This is a genomic window from Methanosarcina sp. WWM596, assembly GCF_000969965.1.
In the GTDB taxonomy this organism is placed as follows: Archaea; Halobacteriota; Methanosarcinia; order Methanosarcinales; family Methanosarcinaceae; genus Methanosarcina.
This window is the reverse complement of the sequence record NZ_CP009503.1, coordinates 607,175-624,601: the sequence shown is the minus strand read 5'-3', so window position 1 is coordinate 624,601 and position 17,427 is coordinate 607,175. Positions and strand designations below refer to the sequence as shown.

Here is a 17,427-nt window from a genome sequence, read left to right as displayed (position 1 = left end):
GTGAGGCGGGTAGATGCTCAGGTTGACAATTCTATATGATAATGAAGCAAACCCTGGTTTCTCAGGAAGCTGGGGATTTTCGGCTCTACTTGAAACAGACAGAGAGACCATTCTTTTCGATACCGGATGGGATGGGACTCTGCTTCTTAAGCATATGGAGAAAATTGGCGTCGATCCAGCCAGTATAAGCAAACTAGTCCTTTCCCATCAGCACTGGGACCATATAGGGGGTCTGCCCGAAATCCTTCATGTAAACCCCGGACTCACTGTGTATGTCCCTTCATCTTTTTCAGAGAATCTCAAAAGGGAAATTAAGAAGAAGGCTGACCTTGTAGAGATAAAGGAAGCCGTGGAGATATCTAATGGGATCTGGAGTACAGGAGAACTTGGAGATAAAATAAAAGAGCAGTCTCTTGTTCTGAGCACAGAAAACGGGTCCTATGTGCTTACAGGCTGCGCTCATCCGGGGATTGATGTGATTATGGATGCTGCTCTGTGCTATGGAGATATTAAAGGAATTATTGGCGGGCTGCATGATGGGGATAGGTTTGATAGGCTTAAAGAGATGGAACTGATAGCAGCCGGACACTGCACAGTCCATAAGGAAAAAATAAAGAGCGCTTTCCCCTCAAAATATATGGAAACTAGAGCTGGAATGCTCTTTGAACTCCAGTAAATTTAAAAAGATAGAGAGACCCTGCAGAAACGGATGGTTAGAAATACAATGTCCTACAACAATAATAAAAGAATTAGTGCAGATAACTGGAAATCAGGCAAAGATGCCAGAACAGTCTGATTTCATCTTTATTTCTGCCAAAATATAAATTAAATAAACTCAATTCTAACGGTTACTTCTCGAGATACGGGTAAATAGATAGGGGAAACCGTATCTAAAGATAAAGGGAGAAACATCGATGCTGAAAATAGAAGACCTGACTGTAGAGGTCAACGGGAAAATTTTGCTTCATGACGTGAACCTGGAGGTTGAAAAAGGGTATACAAATGTGCTTTTCGGCCCAAACGGAGCTGGAAAGTCAGCCCTTATGAGGACAATCATGGGCTTTAGCGAGTACAAGATTGTGAAGGGCAGAATACTGTTTAATGGAGAAGATATTACCAATCTTCCAGTAGACGAAAGAGCCCGCCGCGGGCTGGGTATTATGATGCAGCGCCCACCGGATATGTCCGGAATTAAACTGAGGGACCTTGTAAAAATAGCCTCGAAAGGAAAAAAAGACCCTGAAACCCTTGCAGGAAACCTTGATATGAAGCGTTTTCTGGACAGGGATGTAAATGTGGGTTTTTCAGGTGGAGAGATCAAAAGATCCGAACTTCTGCAGCTTGCAGCCCAGAATCCGACTCTCTACCTTCTGGACGAGCCTGAGTCCGGAGTGGACCTTGTAAGCATCGAACAGGTCGGAAAGACAATACAAGGGCTTCTTGAAGAAGGTCTGAAATGCCCGGGTGAGAGATGCAAAAAGGGAAAATCAGCCCTTATCATTACCCATACAGGCAAGGTTCTGGATTATGTGCAGGCAGATAGAGGGTATATTCTGTGTAATGGAACAGTTATGTGTTCAGGAAATCCCCTTAAAATGCTGGAAGAAATAAAAAATAAAGGGTACCAGGAGTGTATAACATGCAGACTGATGAAGTAAGCCTGAAAAAGAGAGCCGAGAACGCAGCTGAAAAAAAAGCGGCTTACGGGGAAGATTTTGAACTGGTAAAATATGAGGAGGGCTCTAAGGTCAGCAAGCCTGTTGAAGATCTTCAAACTCTTGATGAGGAAAGCAAAAAAACCCTGCTTCAGGTAGGGATAATCCCAAACGAAGAAGGCAGATCCGGTAGTTTTCTGGTACTGGATAATGCGGTCTCACACTCTTCTCATAAAGATGATAACGTGGAACTGATGTCCACGCATGAAGCCCTTGAAAAGTATGAGTGGCTCAAAGATTACTCCTGGAACCTCGTGCAGGTGGATACTGACAAATACACGGCAAAAACCTACCTTGAAAATGCGGACGGTTACTTTATCCGTGCGCCTGCGGGAAAGAAATCCTCCATGCCTGTCCAGACCTGCCTGATGCTGGACAGCAAAAAGGTATCCCAGACAGTGCATAATATCATAGTCGTCGAGGAAGGAGCAAGTCTCGATATTATCACAGGCTGTACCGCTAAAAAGGGAGTTGAAGAAGGCCTGCACCTTGGAATATCCGAAATATATGTAAAAAAAGGAGCCACCCTGAATTTCACAATGATCCACAACTGGGCTGAACAGATAGGAGTCCGCCCGAGGACAGTTGTGCAGGTAGATGAAGGCGGGACTTACGTGAGCAATTACATTTGCCTGAAACCAGTGCGCTCCGTACAGACCTATCCGACTGTCAGGCTCGAAGGGAAGGGAGCAATTACAAGGCTCAATACCATAGCAATTGCACACTCAGGCTCCGTACTCGACCTTGGAAGCAGGGCGATTTTCAACGCCCCGGATACGAGAGCAGAACTCATATCGAGGACAATCACAATCGGCGGGAGATTAGTTGCACGAGGAGAAATGATAGGAAATGCAAAGGGTGCAAAAGGGCACCTGGAATGCAAAGGGCTTGTCCTAACCGATAAAGGCAGTCAGCTAGCAATCCCTATCCTAGAGGCCAACGTGGACGATATCGAGCTTACTCATGAGGCAGCTGTGGGAAAAATTGCCAAAGACCAGGTAGAGTACCTGATGGCAAGAGGACTTACCGAAGAAGAAGCCATTGGAATGATCATAAGGGGTTTCCTGGATGTTGGGATAAAGGGAATCCCGGAAGAGCTAAAGAACGAAATAGAAAATACGATTGCACAGACGGCTTTCGGGATGTAAGTCCCGGCACCGGGGAAACTGTAGGGTTTCTCCGGAAAACTGATCTGGAAAAGATCTGCCTTCAGAAGGGGAAATAGGGAGCCTATGGGAGAGGCCTGAAGAAGAAGAAGACAGATTTTTCCAAATCAAGTATACTTTAAGTCAACTACCCGCCACTGAAATGACGGGAATCCTGTGTATTTCATTTTGAAAAAAAGATGTTTGTATCCGGCAGGAGAAAAGGAGAAACCTGCCGGTTTTTTGTGGAGTATATGTGGATTTTAATGAGCCGAAAGCATATTCACGACCGGAGTTCTTTGTGGAGAAGAAACCTCAAATCAAGCAAGCTCATTAAACCGCAATTTGCAGATTGGGGAGGGAGTATAAAAAGTTATCTCAATTTGGTAGATGGAGGGCACATTTGGAGACAATTGGGGAAAAAATCCGGAAAAAAGAGAGAAATTTCTACAAAAAGGAGAAAATACATAGATTCAGGAAAGCTGAATATTATATGAAAAAACAACTCTCGAAACATAAACCAGAAATTAAAATAGAAATGGAGTTATATTAAATCAGGTAAATTTGTTTTAGTAAAGATATCAGATTTATGCTGGGGGCATGAGGTTGAGTGGCTGGAAACCACTGAAAAAAACAAATAGATTAAAGGAAACAGACAAAAAAAATTAGTGTACTTCGTGTTTTTGCTTGTAATACACCGTACTTGCCAGTATATATAAACTCCTGATATAATACAACAGTACTGTAAAAGAGAGGAGGGATTGGAATAATGGACTTTGCCTGCAAGGAATTCAAAATAGAAGACGTAATCAAGTGCGCTCTCAATCTTACAAAAGCCGACCTGAACGTAATGAAGCATTTTTTAAACGAACCCGAAAAATGGATTGATACTGATGCCCTTTCGAAATCTCTGGATCTGGATATTTCTACAGTCCAGCGCTCCGTGAAAAAGCTGCACGAGAAAGGGGTTCTCCAGAGGTCACAGCAGAACCTTGACGGAGGGGGTTATGTCTTCATTTACAAAATCCATTCAAGAAATCAGATTAAAAATATTATTTTAAAAATAGTTCATTCCTGGGCTGACAGACTCGGACAGGAACTCGAACAATGGGAAAACGGAGGTTAAATTAAGTGCTTAAAATCACTCCCTACCTGGGAATCCTTGTACTGATCGTTTCTATCGGGGGACTCTGGTACCCTGCCCTCGGATACTTTGTGTTGCTTATTTTTGCAGCAATCTTCCTTATCAGCCCCTTCAGAGGCAGATGGTTCTGCGGAAACCTCTGTCCCAGGGGAAGCCTTGCTGATTTCTGGATCAGCAAAATTTCAAAGAAAAGAAAGATCCCTGGAATCTTAAGGAGCCTGTGGGTGCGCCTTCCGATCTTTCTCCTGATGATGGGGTTCATGGGTTACAGGATTTCAAGCATCGTCGGAACCCTGAACATCTTTGAGAAGATAGGGATGGTCTTTGTCACCATGTGCATTGTGACAACGGTAATTGCGGTCCTTCTCGGCAGCTACCTGAGCCCGAGGACCTGGTGTTCCTTCTGTCCGATGGGAACAGCCCAGAACTTGCTCGGAGGAAAGAAGTACCAGCTACAGCTTGAAAAAGACAAATGCATCAGCTGCAAGAAATGCGAAAAAGTCTGTCCCATGCAGCTTAAGGTCTGCCAGGCAGAGACAAAACCCGACTGTATCAAATGCGGGCGTTGTGTGAGTGTCTGCCCCAAAGATGCCCTTCACTTTTAATTATCAATTTTTATTTTTTTTATTTTTATGACCATTATAAAATAAAGGGGAGCTTAAAAAATTTCAAGAACCTGACATATCACAACCATCTGTACACTGTAAAGTGTCCACAAATCAGCCATAACCCAGGAGAAAAAACATGACAACAAAAAATGTGCCGGAACTTTCAGCAGCCCAGAAAACAGAACTTTCCGAACTCTTCGGAGAATACGTCAATCTTGACAAACGTGATCGCCACTATTACAACCACGATATAGGAGCCTTACCCCCTCTTGTCAAGAAGGTGATAGGAAACACCGACCCTGCAGCTGTTGTAAAAATCCGGACGGAAGAAGACGCAGTAAAGCTTCTGGAATTTGCAAAAAGGCACAGTATTCCAGTTGTTCCACGTGCAGGAGCTTCTTCAGGGTATGGCGGGGTAATCCCTACAAAAGGAGGCATAGTTGCCGATGTTACATTACTGAATAAGATTATAAGCATCGACCCCGAAGGGCAGAAAGCTGTGGTGCAGAGCGGGATTATCTGGGAAAAGTTAGAAAGGAAACTGAAAGAGAAAGGGCTTTCTGTCAGGGCGATCCCTTCAAGCGCTCCTTCCTCGACAGTCGGAGGCTGGCTGGCTCAGAGCGGAGCCGGGTATGGGAGTTATGAGTTCGGCTGGGGCTACGAGAGCATGGAAAAAGCCCAGGTTGTTCTTCCCAACGGAAAAATAAGGGTTTTTTCCGGTCCCGAACTCAATAAGTTAATAGGGACGATGGGAACCACGGGCATTATCACTGAAATTACCCTGAATGTCCAGAAATTCGAAGAGAGAAAGGCTGTTTCCGCCAGCTTCCCTGATGCTTCAGCCATGAAAGAAGCGGTAAAAACTATAAGGAAAAATAACATCCCCCTCTGGTCCATCTCCTTCCTTAACCCCGAGTGGGCGGACATGAAAAACAAATCACCCCAGAAACTCCACTATGGGGAAATTGTGGACAAACATAGGCCAGTGCTGCCGGTTGCTTACGTCTGTACCTTCATGTACCCTACCTCAAAAGACGTTTCGGGTCTCAAAGAAGCAATTGAGAGTGCAGGAGGCACAGTCCTTCCCGAAGAGATTGCAAAGCATGAGACTGAGGAATGGTTCAAGTCCATGAAAGTTAAAAGGCTCGGTCCCTCCTTCATCCCTGCCGAGATCCTGGTACCGCTTGAGAAGATGGACAGTGCTTTTGAAGAAATTGAAAAGAGGATAAAACTCCCGGTGCTCACCGAAGGGATGGTAATCAGTGACGGAAACGTTGTACTCCTCTGCTTCATGCGCCACTCCGAGCGCTCCTTACTCTTCAATACGGCCTTTGCCCTTTCCCTGAGCGTCCTGAAAATTGCAGAGGAAAACGGAGGCAGAGCCTATTCTTCCGGCCTCTTCTTTGCCTCAAAGAAAAAAAGCGTCTTTGGAGACCGGTTTTCGGAAATAGAAGCCTTCAGGAAAGAATTCGACCCCGATGAGATCATGAATCCTGAGACCCTGGAAGGGAAGGGGCTCCTGAACACAGCCGTTTCCCTTGGCTCTTCTTTCGAACCTATGGGCAGGCTCGTTGGAAATATGTCCGGAATTGGGGAAGTTTCCTTCAAAGACGAAAAGGATATCCCCGCAGACATTGCCGAACTTGCCTACTCCTGTTCCCAGTGTGGGTACTGTGTAAGTGAATGTGACCAGTACTACGGCAGGGGCTGGGAGTCACAGTCTCCCCGGGGGAAATGGTTCTTTATCAAGGAATACCTGGCAGGCCGGGAAAAGCTTGACCAGAGGCAGACGAACACCTTCCTTGCCTGCACCACCTGTCAGATGTGCGACGCTCGCTGTGAGCTGGACATGCCAATCGAACATGCCTGGATGACAATGCGCGGAAAGCTGGTTGATGAAGAGAAAAAGATGACTTTCCCACCCTTCGAGATCATGGCTGCAAGCCTCCTGAAAGAGAGGAACATCTGGGCAAACCTTAGCAAAGACAGGGATAAATGGATTCCTGACGAAATCAGGGCAAAAATGAAAGACAAAGCCGAGTATGCCTACTTTGCAGGCTGCACCGCCTCCTATGTAGAAAAAGATGTGGCCATAGGGGCAGTCCGCATGCTCGATGATGCAGGAATCGAGTTTACGGGCCTGGGAGATAAAGAGGCATGCTGCGGAATCCCGATGCTCGTTGCCGGGAAATGGGACGTCTTTGAGAAGATAATGAGGATGAACGTAGCCAACATGAAAAAGCGGGGCGTAAAAACCGTGATAACTTCCTGTCCCGCCTGCTGGCTCATGTGGCATACGGTCTATCCCCAGTGGGCGGAAAAACTGGGAATCGAATACGGGTTTGAGACAAAGCACTATTCCGAAGTCCTGGTGGAGCACCTGGACGTGCTGAAACCCAAATTCAAGGTACCCCTTAATAAAGTGGTTGCCTGGCATGACTCCTGCCACCTGGGAAGAGCCGGAGGCGAGGTATACGATCCCCCAAGGGAACTTTTGAAAGCCATTCCTGGCATCCAGTTCAAAGAACTTGAACACAACAGGGAAAAGGCCCACTGCTGTGGTTCGGTGGTGAGCCTTATTGCCGAACCTCCGGTTGCATATAAACTTGGAAGTATGAGGCTTCAAGAAGCTGTAGATGTAAACGCAGACATCATTGCGGCTCTGTGTCCCTGCTGTACGGTTCAGTTCCGTGTCGCAGCCGAAAAAACCAACATGAACATAGAGTCCCAGGACCTCGGCGCCCTTGTGGCAAGAAGCCTTGGATATGACATCCCGGACACGACAAACTACGCCCTGCAGTCATGGGTGCCCTTTGAGAAGATGATCGACCTCCTGCAGCCCGAAAACATGACCAACCTGATGGTAGAACTCCTGCCCCAGATGATGGCCGCAATGCCAGCCCCCCTTCAGGCCATGATGAAGATGGTCAAGTATGTGCCCGGAATGGATGCCATGATGAAGCCCATGATGCCCATAATGATGCCGATGCTCATGCCCTCTGTCATGCCAAAGGTCATGCCTGATATGCTCAAGGCTGTTGAGAGGCGGGTCCCTATGCCTGATTACATGAGAAAGATGCTCCCGGACCTCATGCCAAAGGCAATGGATAATCTGATGCCAAACATGCTGCCCGAAATCATCCCTTTGCTGACCCCGCGGATGATAGAGTACATAAAAACACATTGAGAATCCTACCCACAAAATCTATATCGAAGAAGTCGAAAATAAAATGCCAGAGCTTCTTCAACTTATATTTTAGAAACTGCGGTATTTTTTCTGTGAATCTAATTTTCAGTCGTATCCGTGAGTTATTTATTAATTCTGAAAAAGCGAGTACAATCTCCGCATTTAAGGAAAATGCAGAGAGATTCTTATGCTTATAGTTTCAATAAATCAAACCCACTACTTTCCTTTTTAGGATAAAAGAGCAATGTTTTAGTTTTTAGTATTATATAGGTTTTACAACAAACCTATATATAAATCAGACTTGCCGCAGATGTTCACTAAAATTCAACAACGTTCCAAGCTATCGTTTTTTTCTGAGAAATACTTTACCAATTCAAGTTAATATCTTAGAGGATGTCTAAAAATACAAATCACTTCCGCATTTGGATAATAGGCATTGTTGAATTAAAATTCAGATCGTAAATTAATTACATCGGACTTACTCGCTCGAGGTATAAAATCAAAGACATAAGACATCATAGTTAAAATGTACACTTTAGACATTTAACGGTTTAATTCTACCGTTTTTCAGTTCAAATGCGTAAGTTCGGTCCCAATTGTATAATCAAATTTAATTTTAAGACACGCTCTTAGAAATCTCTCACACTATTCGGCCACATGTATTAAATGAAAGTTTTTAACCCTCTATTTATGGAAGCTTCAGTCGCAATAATAGTTTCAAACTTATGAGAAAATATCAAAAAAGGAAAGGAAAGAATAACCTTTCCCCCCTATTCAACAAAGAATCATATTTTTTGTAGTGAAGAAGGACTTAAGATATCACTTTGAATTCCTGTAAAAATGAAATTGCCCATAGGCATTTTGATAGTCCTTAATGCCCTGGCATCTTCGTGAGCACACAACATATCGGCAGCATCTAAGTATCGATCATGAGTATGATCAAGAAGCCACAACATACGTACTTCTACTGAAGCACCCTCTGGGAGGAGTTCGCCATCAGGAGTATTTATCAAGACTTTAAGCTCACCTTTATGATTTGCAGGCACTGTGGCTTCGGTTGAGACAAATTGATATCCACGAGTGATTTTAACATTGCCACTATTTGCGTCATGTAACTTTGAATCCTTAAAATTAAGAGCTATCACTGTGCCTTCAGGTACTTTTTTGCAATGGGCTTCAAAGGAGAACTTCTCAGGTCGACCATCTTGATTATAAAACTTCAGGGACGATTCAACAGATTTTTGTGCGTCTAAATTGTGCCATGCTGCCGCCCCGTTGTACATAATCCAGGTTGATGTACTCCAGTTATCGTGTTTCGTTAGAGGATTGTTATCAAAAAATTCTGAACTAACCGCCGCTATAGCACAGAAATGATTTGAGTCTGTTGTAGGTACAAAATCCAATATGAATGATTCACTAGCTCCACGATCACCTTCATCCAGTTGGCCTATTTTTTTTCCTTTAATCAATATATCTCCTTTTGTTTTTTGGTCTTTAAGAGTATAGACCTGGTGCCATTCGGTAGGAGGTGTATTAAACCCAGCTTGAGTATAGAACATTTGTACTTTAGGTGTAATAAGCCCTTTAAAACTAAGATTTTGACAGCGGACAGCAAAATAATTTTTGCCTTTTTGGGGTGTGTTCCAATACGTAGAATTCCAATTAATTATTAATTCATCGGTATCAAACGCGCCATCTCGGTTGCATAATAAATCGATACCCAAGCAACAATTATCTACTGGAATCACACCTGAATCTGATGTATACTTACGTGTTAGCATACCCCTCCATTGAGACATGGCTTTATTTGCATATACTTGAGCATCGTCACGAGTAACCCCCAAAGCCTGTACCATATGTTTGACCAATACTCCTGGATCCATTTGTACACCAGACCAGTATGTATCTGCGTATACTGCACTTATTACATTTGCAATATCCTGATAAGTTAACCGCGGATCAACACGCTGGTAGATATCCGTCATTGCATTTGTATCAAAATCTCCATCTTTATGGTGAGCAATCGCTGCATCCCACAACTGCTTAACAGTACAGATAGGATCAAAGTTTACTAAAGATGTTCTTTCTTTTAATTGTGCTTCAAGACTAATCATTTTTATTTCCACCTTTTTAAATAAATTCAGAAAAATATTTTTTTAAAAACAAAGTTAATGTCTTTATTATTTAGAATACGAGATTCAGATGAGCAATTTTGAGTTTTGGGAGTAGCTCATTAACTGGATAAATCCCGCAACAATTTTTTTCTGTAATGACCTGATATCGAATACACATGTAAAAATAGATTATCTGCGTATCGTATGTTCAGCATGTACATTAGAAAACTAATGAAGCGGATAAGAGGAATAGAATCGTGAGCCCTAATATGAAAAGACACCGCATTGCCACCACCATTTCAGAGAAACATTGGGAATTATTGAAAAAACATGCAGAAAAATTTGAAACACAACAAAAGGCCCTGGAACTAGCATTGGAACATCTGGAAAACAATTCAAAACTGTGCCCGGAATTATCTACTGAACAAAAATTTTGGCTGGCGTGTGAATCGATAAGTTCGGTTTGTTGTGTCCAAAAAGGGGCTTTAAAAATACTAATGGAAACTGTAAATCATGAGCGATTTAAGGAGTATGTGACCAAAAATAAACCCATAGAATGTGTAGTACAGTTTTTTCTCCAGAAGCCTCTTAACGAATGCAGTCTAAAAGAGGTTATAGATGGACTAACGATTGTTTTTGGAACATCACACATGTTTGATACAGTAGACTACATGGACAATGGCGACTACTATTTACTAGCATTAACTCATAGTCTGGGCCTTAATAACTCAAAATTAAATGTAGCAACATTTGAAAGTTTATTTAAAACATGTGGAGCCAAAGTCGAGAGTAAAATCTCCGAAAATACAATTTTTATGAAGGTATTTAAAGATAAATAACCAGTACTGCGATTCTGAAATGAGATTATAAAACTTAACTTTTGAATTGATAACATTGGTCATTGGTTAAGGAATTTTCTTGCCTGTATGCTATAGATTTTAGAGCAAAAATTAATCTCAAATTTCGAACATCAAAACTAAAATCGATACCATGTTCCAACTTCGCATCAATATATACTTTTGAGAGATTTTGCGGAAATAGAGTAATTTATCATGATTCTCTCTTAACCGAAGACGCATGGAATTGATTAATCGACCACTGATTTTTCCACTAAATAAGGAAATTATTTTGGAATCGAAGCACTAGTATTTCTGTTAGTCCTCTTGAGCGAAGCGAAAAGGACCTCGTGCTCCCGAAGCGAAACTCGGGAAGCGAAACTCGGGAAGCGAAACTCGGGAAGAGAAACTCGGGAAGCGAAACTCGGGAGACGGGATTCGGGGCATTAAAAGGACCAGAAGACCCAATTTAAAATATTCAAAACCTTACCTCCAGAGAAATTCTTATATAGAAGTGCTTGCATTAAGAATATGAAAAATTACGCACAAAAATAACGTGCTCAGAAATACTACTGATAAAAATTCATAGAAATTCATATCATTATAAAGGAGATTAAATTTTGGCAGCACAACCGATTTTTATTTTAAGAGAAGGCAGCAAGAGAACCCACGGTTCCGACGCCCAGCACAACAACATCATGGCCGCAAAGGCAGTAGCTGAGGCAGTAAGGACCACTCTTGGGCCGAAGGGTATGGACAAGATGCTTGTAGACTCCATGGGAGACGTCGTCATCACCAACGACGGAGCAACTATCCTCAAAGAAATGGACATCGAGCACCCAGGTGCAAAGATGATCGTAGAAGTCGCCAAAACCCAGGATGCCGAGGTAGGGGACGGAACAACCACAGCGGCCGTGCTCGCAGGAGAATTCCTGACAAAGGCAGAAGACCTGCTTGAAAGTGGCGTTCACCCCACCATTATCGCAAGTGGCTACAGGCTTGCAGCAGATCAGGCTACAAAGATCCTGGAGACCGTCACAATCAGCGCATCTCCGGAAGATACCGAAACTCTTGTAAAAATAGCAGGCACAGCCATTACTGGAAAAGGCGCAGAGGCTGACAAGGACCACCTTTCCAAGCTTGCAGTTCAGGCCGTTAAATCGGTTGTTGAGGTAAGTGAAGATGGGAAGATCACTGTGGACATTGAGGACATCAAGATCGAAAAGAGACCCGGTGGAAGTATCGCGGACTCCGAGATTATTGAAGGTGTAATCGTTGATAAAGAACGTGTCCACACCGGAATGCCGGAAATGGTGAAAGATGCAAAAGTCCTGCTCCTGAGCGTGCCAATCGAGCTCAAGAAGACTGAAACAAAAGCCGAGATAAAGATCACCACCCCTGACCAGATGCAGCTTTTCCTTGACCAGGAAGAAATCATGCTCAGGGAAATTGTGGAAAAGGTCATCAAGACTGGCGCAAATGTGGTCTTCTGCCAGAAGGGCATAGACGACCTCGCCCAGTACTACCTGACAAAGGCAGGAATTTTCGCAATGCGCAGAGTCAAGAAGAGTGACATGGACAAACTCTCCAGGGCAACAGGTGCAAAAGTTATCACAAGCATGGATGAAATCGAGGATTCCGATCTCGGCTATGCAGGCCTTGTGGAAGAAAAGGACGTCACAGGTTCCAGAATGACCTTCGTCACAGGTTGCAAGGACAGTAAGACCACCTCAATTCTGCTTCGTGGCGGAACCGAGCATGTAGTTGAAGGAATTGAGAGGGCCCTCGAAGACGCTCTCAGAGTTGTGGGCGTTGCTCTCGAAGACCAGAAGATTGTTGTGGGCGGAGGCTCACCTGAAATAGAACTGGCTCTCAGGCTCAAGGAATATGCAGCAACCCTTAAAGGCAGAGAACAGCTTGCTGTTATGAAGTTCGCCGAGTCCCTCGAAATCATTCCCCAGACTCTCGCCGAAAACGCAGGGCTTGACCCGATAGACATGCTTGTGGAAATGCGCTCCCAGCATGAAAAGGGCAACAAGAGGGCTGGACTCAATGTCTACACAGGCAAGATCGAGGACATGTTCGAAAACAATGTTGTCGAACCCCTTAGAATCAAGACTCAGGCAATCAACGCTGCTACAGAAGCTGCAATCATGATCCTCAGGATCGACGATGTAATCGCCTCATCCGGCGGTGGAACAGCAGGCCCAGGCGGAATGCCAGGCGGCGAAATGCCGGAAGACATGTAAAGATTTAAAACTAAACTGGCGGTTTCCGGAAAAGCTCAAATTTTCCGGACCTCTCTTTTTTAAATTGATATTTGAGAAAGCAATTCAAGGAAAAGTAAAGAAATAACTTATTTTGACCGAAGCTCCGATTAGGAGCAAAGGATAATCGGTAAACGATCGGAAAGAATACATGGTTACCCTTGGATGTCGCCTATAAAAAACTAATTCAACAGATCAGGACGGAAGTTGATGCATTCCTCCCCTGAGCTAAAGACTCAGGGGTTTCTTGCTGAAGTTTTATGAAATCTTTACCTGGCTTCGTAGCAGGAGATTTCCCTTACATCTACTCTCACTATTTTTCCGATATCATTTGAAATAACATTTCGCACCCTTGCCATACACCTGCACTCAAGTTGAATGCGGACTGAAAGAGTTTCTCGCTCTTCAAGGTAGACATCGTTTGAGCTGACAAATGAGTGAAATGAGACCTGCTTTTGAACAACCTTTGCTATGAGACCTTGAGTCCCATCAGTAAGGTCCTGAAGGCTCGTAGAAGTCAGAAAAACACTGTCTCCTGCATTGAGCCCCAATACTCCGAAGACGTTTTGCGGATTCCGGATCTCAAGAGTCCTTAGCTCGTGTTTTTTAAGGATCTCAATCAAGGAATCGGCAATTCCTGTTAACGCGGTGTACTCCATGGTATCACCCGTACATTGGGAACTCCTTTTTGACTTCTCCTTTCTGCTCGGTAGCCTGAACATCTTCAGAAAGCTTCTGGAGCTCGATTTCTATGCGCTCAGCCTGTTCTATAAGCCTCTCCGTGCTTACCGAAAACCCATAAAGTTCATTAAGGACTCCGATAACGGCAGAAGCGGCTCTCGGGTCAGGATTCTGGGTTTTTGTAGCCCCGAGTAAACTAATTGCAGGAATCCCGCGCAGCAGGCACTCAGCCATTACGCTGCCTGAAATCCCGGAAATCGTCCCCATCTGGAAAATTTCTACCTTGCCTTTTATTTTATCCAGCATTTCCGGCGTGGTAGCTGCCCCGAAAACCTTATGCTCTCCGTCCATAATGGCAATTCCTGCAATGGAAGTAACCTCCTTGACATTGATAGACTCTGCCCAGTCCACGAGGGCATTGCTTACATCGTAGGAGACCGAGTGGCTTATCGGAATATCAGAGATGACTATAATGAGGTTGTGCTCCACGTTTTCGTAGATCCTTACAGGCATGTTTATAAGCCCTTCATAAAGCACTGCAATTGAAGGGAAATACCTGGACTCAATGGAACCTATATATTCCATATTCATCTCTTCTATCATATGCTGACTTGCTATATTCCCCACAAGCCCGATTCCGGGAAAACCTTCAATCAAAATAGGGTTTTTTGATTGCACAGGTTTGGTAATAATCTTCACGTCGTTGTTGTCATAGTCTGTAGTAGTTGACAAAAAAACCACCTCAAGGAAATGAAACCCCTATGATTATATTTGCTAATCCTAAATAAACAAGTTTCTCGCTAGTCCGGGTCTGCGTGACTTTCTGCACAGACATCAATGGAAAAATATCGACGAATCCGGGATTCCGAATGCCATAACCCTCCTTTTTATTAAAAGAGAATCCTTTCAATATATATCTTTTCTCATGACAGCGAAAAAATAATTCAGATCAGAAACGTATATTCTAATCACAATGCCTTCTCCACTCAACGTTTGCTAAATGCGAGCTGAGGTGATTCCGGAGAAAAAAAGGAGAGGGAAAAGAGTTTCATATAAAAGGGAAGACAACAGGAAAGGGAAGACTACAGAAAAGAAATCCAAGAATGGCAGAACAGGAACTTGAAAAAAAGTCCGTAAAGCAGTTAGTAAAAGAAAATTAAAATCAAACACAGGAGGAATTAATTCATGGAAGAACCAATTCTTTATCTGGACAGCGTAGGAGAAGAAAACACGGAAGCAGTTGTTGAGGCTGCAGCTAAAAGGGCAGCAGAACTTGGAATATCCCATATTGTAGTTGCCAGTACCAGTGGAAAAACCGCTCTAAAAATGGCAGAGGCAGTAAAAGGCAGCAACATCAAAGTAATTGGAGTAAGCCACCAGTACGGGCAGAAGGAAAAAGGCGAGTGGGAAGTAGAAGAAGAGTACAAAAAGAAGCTAGAAGAACTTGGAGCAGTAATTACCACCCAATCACATATGTTTTCCGGAATAGAGCGCTCGATCACAAAGAAGTTCGGGGGCTATTCAAGGCTTGAAGTAATTGCCGATACTCTGCGTTCCCTATTCGGAAAAGGCTTCAAGGTAGCCATAGAAGTTGCCATCATGGCAGCAGACTCAGGCCACATCCCTGTCTCTGACGACACCGAAATCATAGCTGTAGGAGGCACAAGGTGGGGTGCAGACGTAGCTCTTGTGCTAAGGCCAGCTCACAGCAATGATTTCTTCTCCCTTCAGGTAAGGGAAATTATTGCAATGCCGCGGACAAAAGAAAACTGATCCAGAAAAAACGAAGGGATAAATGAGGAGAGTGGGGACTATAATTGCAACAGAGATATCATGTGATTCGCTCGAAACTTTATAACCATGAAAAATACGGAAAAGATCAACAATGTTTGTAACTCTGTCTTCTTAATTGAAGCTCACTATTATAACTCAGCAATTAGTCTTCTTGAGCGCAGCGAAAAGGACCGCGTACTGTTGCGATTACATAGTAACTCTCAGAAACTCTCCAATTTCCTGAGATCCCAAAGCGCAATTCAGGCGAGGCTCAATTCAGACGAGGCTCAATTCGGGGCGCCCCAAAGATAAATATATCTGAGAGGCATCTATACCCCCGGCATGTCAGCGACATTTGAAATTCTCGACAAGGACGCAGGCGGCAGGATAGGTAAACTCAGAACTCCTCACGGGATTGTTGAGACTCCTACTGTCATGCCTGTAATAAACCCGAACATCCAGCTTATCTCCCCAAAAGAGATGAAAAGCTTCGGGGCAGAGATTCTGATCACTAATTCCTATATAATTTACCGGAAAGAAGAACTGCGGAGTGTCGCCCTTGAGAATGGGCTGCATGGACTCCTTGGCTTTGACGGGCCAATTATGACAGACTCGGGTTCTTTCCAGCTTTCAGTATACGGATCAGTAGAAGTTACAAACGAAGAGATCCTCGGGTTCCAGCAGAAAATCGGGAGCGACATCATAGTCCCGCTTGATATCCCGACTCCACCGGACGTCCACTACAGAAGAGCAGAAGAAGAACTTGCAGTCACTGCCGAACGCCTGGAAGCTGCCCGCAAATTCGTTAAGAGCGAACAGCTCCTTGCAGGCCCGGTCCAGGGATCAACCTATCCTGAACTCAGGGAAAGGGCTGCATCCCACTTAAGAGATCTGAACTTTGAAGTATATCCCCTGGGGGCAGTTGTTCCGCTAATGGAATCCTATCGATACGCAGAGCTTGTGGATGTAATTGCTGCAGCCAAAAAAGGGCTTTCTCCAACCTCCCCTGTACATCTTTTCGGGGCAGGGCACCCTATGATGTTTTCTCTTGCAGTCGCTCTAGGCTGTGACCTTTTTGACTCGGCTGCTTATGCCCTCTATGCCAAGGACGGGCGTTACATTACTGTAAACGGGACTTATCACATAGAAAAACTGAACTACCTGCCCTGTTCCTGTCCTATCTGTTCTAAATATACTGCTGACGAGTTGAAAAAAGCCAAAAATAAGGAAGAACTTCTCGCAAGGCATAATCTTTACGCAACCTTTGCAGAAATCCGGCTTATCAAACAGTGCATAAAGGATGGAAAACTGCTCGAGCTTGTTGAACAACGCTGCCGTACCCATCCAAAACTTCTTGACGGGCTGAAAAAACTCTATACTCACTCTGCATGGCTGGAACAGCTTGACCCTGCAACTAAAGGAACATACTTTTACTGCGGACCGGAATCCACCTCCCGGCCGGAAGTCCTGCGTTTCGGAAAGAGACTGGAGAGGTTCAACGTGGAAGGAAAAACCCTTATCCGCACAACTCCGGTGAAAGGGGAAAGAAGCTATGATCAGCTTCTGATCTTCAAAGCACCTTTCGGGGCATTCCCTGCAGAGATGGAAGAGGTATACCCATTCAATGCCGAGATTTCAAAGTTTCCGGATTACGAAGCTCTCAGCACCGCCCTTTCAAATACACTTAAACTGATGGAACTTAACCCAAAAGCGGAGTTTACCTTTGTCTGTGAACGGGAGTTCGAGCATCCTCTTCTCGAAAAAATAAAAGAAAAAGCTGAACTTGTCTACAGAGACACCTGGAAAAAAGAATAAACATCTCATAGCCCCTTAAAGGGGATATGATTTTTTACGGATTCTTAAATGGTTCCAGGGGTTCTCATGCATCTCATAAACCCTTCAATTGCCCTCTCATGGCAGGATTCTCCTGAAAAAGAAAAAAGGAAACTTTTTTGAG

At 44.0% G+C, this 17,427-nt stretch carries 14 protein-coding genes; 11 read left to right on the top strand and 3 right to left on the bottom strand.

Going from position 1 to position 17,427, the window contains the following annotated elements; translation table 11 throughout:
* The first annotated feature begins 13 nt into the window (after positions 1-13).
* From MSWHS_RS02775 to MSWHS_RS02745, 7 genes are all read left to right on the top strand, one after another.
* Entirely contained in the window at positions 14-676 is a 663-nt protein-coding gene (locus MSWHS_RS02775; RefSeq protein ID WP_048125849.1) for an MBL fold metallo-hydrolase, read from the top strand.
* A gap of 238 nt (positions 677-914) precedes the next feature.
* A complete protein-coding gene (locus MSWHS_RS02770; RefSeq protein WP_048125847.1) occupies positions 915-1,658 on the top strand; it encodes an ABC transporter ATP-binding protein in 744 nt (247 codons plus the stop codon).
* Positions 1,640-2,863 (top strand): SufD family Fe-S cluster assembly protein, encoded by a 1,224-nt coding sequence (locus MSWHS_RS02765; protein WP_048125845.1) that lies wholly within the window; start codon positions 1,640-1,642, stop codon positions 2,861-2,863. The genes MSWHS_RS02770 and MSWHS_RS02765 overlap by 19 nt, the downstream gene beginning before the upstream one ends.
* Positions 2,864-3,263: 400 nt before the next feature.
* Positions 3,264-3,413 (top strand): hypothetical protein, encoded by a 150-nt coding sequence (locus MSWHS_RS19945; RefSeq protein ID WP_156148057.1) that lies wholly within the window; start codon positions 3,264-3,266, stop codon positions 3,411-3,413.
* Positions 3,414-3,626: 213 nt separating this feature from the next.
* On the top strand, positions 3,627-3,986 hold the full coding sequence (locus MSWHS_RS02755) for a TrmB family transcriptional regulator (protein ID WP_048125841.1): 360 nt from the start codon (positions 3,627-3,629) through the stop codon (positions 3,984-3,986).
* 5 nt (positions 3,987-3,991) lie between these two features.
* Positions 3,992-4,609 carry a 4Fe-4S binding protein gene (locus MSWHS_RS02750; RefSeq protein ID WP_197074011.1) on the top strand — a complete coding sequence of 206 codons (618 nt, stop codon included), beginning with the start codon at positions 3,992-3,994 and terminating at the stop codon, positions 4,607-4,609.
* Positions 4,610-4,748: 139 nt separating this feature from the next.
* Positions 4,749-7,799 (top strand): FAD-binding and (Fe-S)-binding domain-containing protein, encoded by a 3,051-nt coding sequence (locus MSWHS_RS02745; RefSeq protein ID WP_048158728.1) that lies wholly within the window; start codon positions 4,749-4,751, stop codon positions 7,797-7,799.
* A gap of 785 nt (positions 7,800-8,584) precedes the next feature.
* Here MSWHS_RS02745 and MSWHS_RS02740 read toward each other — a convergent pair.
* The gene (locus MSWHS_RS02740) at positions 8,585-9,913 is read right to left on the bottom strand and encodes a hypothetical protein (RefSeq protein ID WP_048125837.1); all 1,329 of its coding nucleotides are present in this window, start codon (positions 9,911-9,913) and stop codon (positions 8,585-8,587) included.
* A gap of 269 nt (positions 9,914-10,182) precedes the next feature.
* Between MSWHS_RS02740 and MSWHS_RS02735 the strand changes: the two genes are divergently transcribed.
* Together MSWHS_RS02735 and thsB are read left to right on the top strand one after the other, a co-directional pair.
* The gene (locus MSWHS_RS02735; RefSeq protein ID WP_048125835.1) at positions 10,183-10,752 is read left to right on the top strand and encodes a hypothetical protein; all 570 of its coding nucleotides are present in this window, start codon (positions 10,183-10,185) and stop codon (positions 10,750-10,752) included.
* Positions 10,753-11,369: 617 nt separating this feature from the next.
* Positions 11,370-12,998: a thermosome subunit beta gene (gene thsB, locus MSWHS_RS02730; protein ID WP_048125833.1), complete on the top strand. Its 1,629-nt coding sequence runs from the start codon at positions 11,370-11,372 to the stop codon at positions 12,996-12,998.
* A 287-nt stretch (positions 12,999-13,285) separates the two neighbouring features.
* Here thsB and MSWHS_RS02725 read toward each other — a convergent pair whose 3' ends face one another.
* On the bottom strand, positions 13,286-13,675 hold the full coding sequence (locus MSWHS_RS02725; RefSeq protein WP_048125831.1) for a DUF473 domain-containing protein: 390 nt from the start codon (positions 13,673-13,675) through the stop codon (positions 13,286-13,288).
* 4 nt (positions 13,676-13,679) lie between these two features.
* On the bottom strand, positions 13,680-14,429 hold the full coding sequence (locus MSWHS_RS02720; RefSeq protein ID WP_048125829.1) for a proteasome assembly chaperone family protein: 750 nt from the start codon (positions 14,427-14,429) through the stop codon (positions 13,680-13,682).
* Between the two features lie 453 nt (positions 14,430-14,882).
* Between MSWHS_RS02720 and MSWHS_RS02715 the strand changes: the two genes are divergently transcribed.
* Both MSWHS_RS02715 and tgtA read left to right on the top strand, forming a co-directional pair.
* On the top strand, positions 14,883-15,470 hold the full coding sequence (locus MSWHS_RS02715; protein WP_048125827.1) for a pyruvate kinase alpha/beta domain-containing protein: 588 nt from the start codon (positions 14,883-14,885) through the stop codon (positions 15,468-15,470).
* A gap of 342 nt (positions 15,471-15,812) precedes the next feature.
* The gene (tgtA, locus tag MSWHS_RS02710; protein ID WP_048125825.1) at positions 15,813-17,285 is read left to right on the top strand and encodes a tRNA guanosine(15) transglycosylase TgtA; all 1,473 of its coding nucleotides are present in this window, start codon (positions 15,813-15,815) and stop codon (positions 17,283-17,285) included.
* The last annotated feature ends 142 nt before the right edge of the window (positions 17,286-17,427 follow it).